This is a genomic window from Amycolatopsis sp. NBC_00438 (assembly GCF_036026695.1).
In the GTDB taxonomy this organism is placed as follows: Bacteria; Actinomycetota; Actinomycetes; order Mycobacteriales; family Pseudonocardiaceae; genus Amycolatopsis.
Genome location: NZ_CP107923.1, coordinates 4,728,742 through 4,735,592, shown reverse-complemented (window position 1 = coordinate 4,735,592; position 6,851 = coordinate 4,728,742). Strand labels below are relative to the sequence as shown.

1 protein-coding gene is annotated in these 6,851 nt (G+C 72.7%); it reads left to right on the top strand.

Annotated features, from left to right (window positions below; all coding sequences use genetic code 11):
* Positions 1-103 precede the first annotated feature (103 nt).
* Positions 104-6,850, top strand: coding sequence for an SDR family NAD(P)-dependent oxidoreductase (locus tag OG494_RS20805; RefSeq protein WP_328458180.1), 6,747 nt, complete (start codon positions 104-106; stop codon positions 6,848-6,850).
* The last annotated feature ends 1 nt before the right edge of the window (position 6,851 follow it).

Genomic DNA, 6,851 nt, shown 5'->3' with positions numbered 1-6,851 from the left:
GTGGTGATTTGTCCGGATTACCGCCCGGCTCGCGCGTGCGGGACCGGAGTGGGAACGGCATTCGTGACCATCGATAGCGCGACGAACGCGAACGGAGCCTGACATGAGCCACCGCGTCGGTTCGGTGACCGAGCTGTACGAGCTGGTCAGCCGGGGAGAGATCGACAAGGCCGAGGCGGTGCGCCTGGCCAAGCAGCTGAAGACGGCCAAGCGCGCCGCGCCGGCCGGGAAGCCGGCCGAGCCCGCCGGGCAGCCGGCCGGGATCGACCGGGACGTGCTGCGGGACCGGGTCTGCGACGTGCTCGCGGACCAGGTCCGGCAGCTGCTCAAGGTGAGCGCCGACGACCTGGACGCCGACGTCGAGCTGAGCGAGTACGGGCTCGACTCGGTCGTCATCAGCCACCTCGTGAGCATGGTCAACGACGCGCTGGGCCTCGACCTCAAGCCCACGGTGGTGTTCGAGCACCCCACCCTGCGCGCGCTGGCCGGCCACATCGCCGTCGACCACGAAGCGGGCCTCGCGGACCGCCTCGGCGTGCGTCCCGTGGCTCCGGCGCCGGTCGTGCGCAAGGACCCCGAGCCGGTCGTTCCGGTCCCGGTCGAGCGGCCGCGGACCGGGGACCCGGTCGCGATCATCGGGATGAGCGGCCGGTTCCCGCAGGCCGACGACCTCGACGCGTTCTGGCGCAACCTCTCCGACGGGCGCGACTGCGTCAGCGAAGTGCCGGCCGATCGCTGGGACTGGCGCGCGCTGTACGGCGACCCGTTCGACGAGGCCGGCCGCACCACCGTCAAGTGGGGCGGGTTCATGGACGGCGTCGCCGACTTCGACCCCGAGTTCTTCGGCATCGCCCCCCGCGAAGCGCAGCTGATGGACCCCCAGCACCGGCTGCTGATGCTCCACACGTGGAAAGCCCTGGAGGACGCCGGGTACGCGGCGGACGCCCTGGCCGGCACCGATCTCGGCATCATCGTGGGCACCGCGACCACCGGCTACCACCGCCTGATCGACGCCCACGCCCGTGGCGGCGACGGCGTCGCGGCCACCGCCACGGTGCCGTCCATCGGCCCGAACCGGATGAGCTTCTTCCTCGACGTCCACGGCCCGAGCGAACCGGTCGAGACGGCCTGCTCCAGCTCCCTGGTCGCGCTGCACCGGGCGGTGTCCGCGCTGGACCGGGAGGAGTGCTCGCTCGCCGTCGCGGGCGGCGTCAACACCGTGCTGGTCCCGGACGGCCACATCAGCTTCGGCCGGGCCGGCATGCTCAGCGAGGACGGCCGGAGCAAGACGTTCTCCGCCGACGCCGACGGCTACGCCCGCGGTGAGGGCGTCGGCATGCTGGTGCTGAAGAAGCTCTCGGCGGCCGAACGCGACGGCGACCACATCCACGGCGTCATCCGCGCGACCGCCGTCAATCACGGCGGCCGCGCGAACTCGCTGACCGCGCCGAACCCGAAGGCCCAGGCGTCGGTGATCCGCGACGCCTACCGCCGCGCCGGCGTCGACCCGCGCACGGTCGGCTACATCGAGACGCACGGCACCGGCACGAAACTCGGCGACCCCGTCGAGGTCAACGGCCTCAAGGACGCCTTCCACGACCTCTACGACGGCGCCGACGTCACCGGCGCCCACTGCGGGATCGGCTCGGTCAAGACCAACATCGGGCACACCGAGCTGTCGGCCGGGGTGGCCGGCGTGCTCAAGGTGCTGCTGCAGCTGCGTCACCGCACGCTGGTCGAGAGCCTGCACTGCGACACCGTCAACCCGTACCTCGAGCTGACCGGCAGCCCGTTCTTCCTGGTCCGCGAACGGCAGCCCTGGGCCGCGCCGGTCGCCGCCGACGGCGCGGAGCTGCCCCGGCGGGCCGGCGTCAGCTCGTTCGGCTTCGGTGGCGCGAACGCGCACGTCGTGCTGGAGGAGTACCGCCCGCCCGCACCGGCCGCCGAGGCGGCGGGGCCGTTCGCCATCGTGCTGTCGGCGCGCGAACCCGAGACGCTGGTGACCCGCGCGCGGCAGCTGCTCGCCTGGGCCGACGGCCGCGGCGACGACGACCTGGCGAGCGTGGCCTACACGCTGCAGGTCGGCCGGGTCGCGATGCCGGAACGGCTGGCGTTCACCGTCGGGACGATGGACGACCTGCGCGTCGCGCTGCGGGCGTTCGTCGCCGGGGAGCCGCGCGGCGACCTGCACCGCGGCCGCCCGCAGCCGAACGCGCTGTGGCGGGTGCTCGCCGGCGACGAGGACATCGCCGCCGCGATGGACACCTGGGTCGCCAAGGGCAAGCTGCCGCGCCTGCTGGAGCTGTGGGCCGCCGGGTTCGACTTCGACTGGCGGCGCCTGCACGGCGACACCCCGCCGCGGCGCATCCCGCTGCCGACGTACCCGTTCAACCTGCGCCGCTTCTGGATCGCCGACCGAGCCGCCCGCACCCCCGCCCCTCCCCGCGAGCGGGTCCTGGACGGCAGCGAGTACTACCTGCGCGACCACTGCCTGCGCGGCGTCCCGGTGCTGCCCGCCGTCGCCTACCTGGAACTGGCGCGCGACGCGCTCGGCGCCGAGACCGGCGTCCGGATCAGCGACGTCCGCTGGCTGCGGCCGATCGAGGTCACCGAACCGCGCCGCGTCGAGGTCCGGCTCGACCCGAAGGACCCGGCCGGGCGACGCGCGTTCGCGGTGCACGTCGACGGCGACGCGGCGGTCTACGCCCAAGGCACCGGTGAGGTCGCCGCGCTGACCGCGGAAACCGTTGCGGTGGAACAACTCCGCGATGGTTGCCGGAACAGCCTGGACGTGGCCGAGTTCTACCGGACGTACGAAAACATCGGCATGGACTACGGCCCGGCCCTGCGCGCGGTCCGCTCCCTGCACTACGACGACGGCATCGCCGTGGCCCGGCTGAGCCTGCCGCGCGAGGCCGAGTCGCCGCTCGTGCTCAACCCCAGCCTGCTCGACGGCGCGCTCCAGGCCGTCCTGGGCGTCTGGCTGGGCGAAGACGACGGCCCGGCGGCCCGGCTCGCACTGCCCTTCGCGGTGCGCGAGGTCCAGGTGCACGCCCCGACCCCCGCGGACGGCTGGGTCGTCATCCGCAGCCACCCCGACGACCGCGGCGGCGACGTACGCCGGCTGGACGTCGACGTGTGCGACGCCGAAGGCCGCGTCTGCGTGCGCCTGCTGGGGTTCAGCACACGAACCCTGCCGCCGGCCGCGAACGCCGAAACCCGCCTGATGACGCCGGTGTGGGACGCGGTGGCCGTCGAGTGCGTGCCGCAGTGGCCCGCCGCCCGCGTCGCCCTCGTCGGCGGAACCTCGGACGACCAGGACGGGTTCCGCCGCCACTACCCGGACGCCACGGTGCTGGACGCCGGCGATTCGCCCGCCGGGTTCGACCACGTCGTGCTGCTGGCGCCCGAGGTCCGGACGGCGTTCCGGCTGATCAAGGCGGCCACCGGCGAGACCGGCTGGACCGTCGTCACCCGGCAGGCCCGCCTGCTGCCCGGCGACCCCGACGTCGACCCGGCCGCCGCCGGGCTGCACGGCCTCTTCGGCTCGCTGGCCCAGGAATACCCGCACTGGCCCGTGCGTGTCGTGGACGTCCCCGCCGGCGCACCCGTGCCGTGGGACGACGTCCTGACCCTGCCGCCCGACCCGCAGGGCGCGCTGCTCGCGTACCGCGACGGCGAGTGGTACCGGCAGCGCCTGCTGGAGCTGGCGGCGCCCGTCCCGGCGGAGCCCGCGCACGCGAACCTGCAGCCCGACGACGTCGTCGTGGCCATCGGCGGGGCCGGCGGCATCGGCACCGTCTGGACCGAGCACCTGCTGCGCCGCCACAAGGTGCGCGTGGTGTGGATCGGCCGGCGCCCCTTGGACGCCGACATCGAAGCCCGCCGCGACCGGCTCGCGGCGCACGGTCCCAAGCCCGACTACATCCAGGCCGACGCCACCGACCCGGCGGCGTTGCGCCGCGCCCGCGACGAGATCGTCCGCCGCCACGGCCCGGTCCGCGGCGTGCTGCACTCCGCCATCGTGCTCGGCGACCAGAGCCTGGCCCGCATGGACGAAGAGCGCTTCACCGCCACCTACGCGGCGAAGGCCGACGTCGCCGTCAACCTCGCCGACGCCTTCGCCGGCGAGCCGCTCGACTTCGTCGTGTTCTTCTCCTCGCTGCAGTCGTTCCTCACCTCGCCCGGCCAGGCCAACTACGCCGCCGGCTGCACCTTCGCCGACGCTTACGCCGAGCACCTCGGCACCCGGCTCGACTGCCCGGTGAAGGTCGTCAACTGGGGTTACTGGGGCGGGGTGGGTGTGGTCGCCGACGACGCCCACCGCGAGCGGATGGCCCGGGCCGGCGTGGAGTCGATCGAACCGGCCGAAGGCATGGCCACCTACGACACGCTCCTGGGTTCCCGGCATTCCCAGCTGGCGCTGCTGAAGGCGACCCAGGCGTCCGACGACGACGTGGTCGAGCAGCTCGAAGCCCGGACCCCGGCGTTGATCACGGCCCTGCGTGCCAGCCGGCCGGATCGCACGGACGAGGTCGCCCGGCTCCGCGAGAAGATCGACGGGCACGACAAGAAGCTGGACGCCGCCCTGGTGCCGGTCCTGTGGCGCGTGCTGCGCTCACTCGGCCTGTTCGACGACGACCGCGCGGCTACCGCCGAAGAATGGCGGGTGCACGGGAAGATCACCGACGAGTACGACCGCTGGTTCCGGCACACCCTCGACGTGCTGACCGGCACCGGCCACCTGCACCACGACGACGGCCGCTACTCGGCCGCACCGGCCGCGCATACCGACACCGCCGACTGGGACCGGCACCGCGACGGCTGGCTGGCCGAGGCGTCCACCCGGGCCCAGACGACGCTCGTCGACACCACGCTGCGCGCACTGGCCGACATCCTCACCGGCCGCCGCCCGGCCACCGACGTGCTGTTCCCGGCGTCGTCGATGGACCTCGTCGAAGGCGTCTACAAGGCCAACCCGGTCGCCGACCACTTCAACGAGGTCCTGGCCGGGACGCTCGTCGACTACGTGCGACGCCGCGTCGCCGACGACCCCGGGGCGAAGCTGCGTGTCCTGGAGATCGGCGCGGGCACCGGGGGCACCACCGAAACGGTCTTCCGGCACCTCGAGCCGTGGGCCGACCACCTCGAAACCTACTGCTACACCGACATCTCCAAGGCGTTCCTGCTGCACGCCCGGCGCGAGTTCGCCGCGCCCTTCCTCGACACCCGGCTCTTCGACGTCGAGGCACCCCTGGCGGGACAGCCGATCCCGGCCGGCGGCTTCGACGTCGCCATCGCCACCAACGTCCTGCACGCCACCCGCGACATCCGCACCACGCTGCGGAACACGAAGGCGACCTTGCGCGCCAACGGAATCCTGCTGCTCAACGAACTGAGCGGTGGCAGCCTGTTCAGCCACCTCACCTTCGGCCTCCTCGACGGCTGGTGGCGTTACGACGACCCGGCACCGCGCGTGCCCGGCACGCCCACGCTGGCCCCGGCCGCCTGGCAGCGGCTGCTCACCGAAACGGGCTTCCGCGGCGCGTTCCCCGCCGCCGACGGGGCCAACGACCTCGGCCAGCAGGTGATCGTCGCCGAGAGCGACGGCGCCGTCCGCCAACCGCGGCGGGACACCCCGCCCGCCGTGAAGTCCACTGTGGACAAGGTCGCGGGGAACAGCGCCGGCCGCGTCGCCGAGCTGATGGCCGAGGTCCTGGAGATCGACCCCGCACAGCTCGACCCGGACGTGCCCTTGCGGCGCTACGGCTTCGACTCGATCTTCATGGCCCAGTTCCTGTCCTCGGTGAAAAAGCACCTCGACGACACGATGACCCTGGACGTCATCGCCGAGTGCGAGACGTTGAACGACATCATCGGCCGCGTCGGCGCGTCGGCCGCACCCGCCACGACGGCGGAGGTCCCCGAGCTGATCCGGATGAACCGCGGCGGCGAGGGCCGGCCGGTCTTCTGGATCCACCACGGCAACGGGGGAGTCGAGTCCTACCGGGCCCTGGCCGAGCACAGCGGCCGGCCGTTCTACGGCATCCAGCCGAAGGGCTGGCTCGGCGACGGCGAGATCCTCAGCGGCCAGGTGCCGATGGCCGAGCACTACGCGGCCCTCATCCGCGCGGTGCAACCGGACGGACCCTACGACGTCGGCGGGTTCTCCCTGGGCGGCCTGCTGGCGTACGAGGTCGTCCGGCAGCTCCAGCTGCAGGGCGCCGAAGTGACCACGCTCGTCATGCTCGACACCCTGGACGCCGCCGCGACCAACCGCGTCAACACGATCATGCAGGGCGGCCGGGCCGAACCGGACGTCATCGCCAAGGTCTGCGCCTTCCGCGCGGTCAACATCGTCCTCGGCAACAACCGCCTGGACGCCAACGACGGCCGCACCCCGATCCTGCACCGCGACGAGGTGGACCCCGGCCTGGAGTACCCGGAGTTCCTCGACTCGCTGCTGAAGGCCGCCTTGGCCACCGGGATCACCAAGACCGAGACGCAGCTGCGCACCCAGGTCACCCAGCTGGCGCGGTTCTTCGAGGTGCTGCACACCGGCGACCACGTCGTCGATCCGCTCCCGCGGCGGGATGCCGTGCGCTGCTACTACGTCCGCAACCGCGGTGGCCGGTTCTTCGGCGACTTCGAGGAGTACATGGTGCTCTTCGCCAACCCGGACCTGCCGGGGCTGGACGGCGTCGAGTACTGGCGCGAGTGGGAGGAGCAGATCGACGACTTCTTCGTCACCGAGGTCGCCACCACCAACCACACCGACGTGATGACGGCACCCGAGTCGCTGGAGAAGGTGCTGCGGCTGTGCGACACCCTCTACGGAAAGGAAGCCTGAC

Bases quoted from the DNA above. Each gene is read 5' to 3' on its own strand.
- OG494_RS20805 (WP_328458180.1), top strand. From the start codon at position 104: ATGAGCCACCGCGTCGGTTCGGTGACCGAGCTGTACGAGCTGGTCAGC.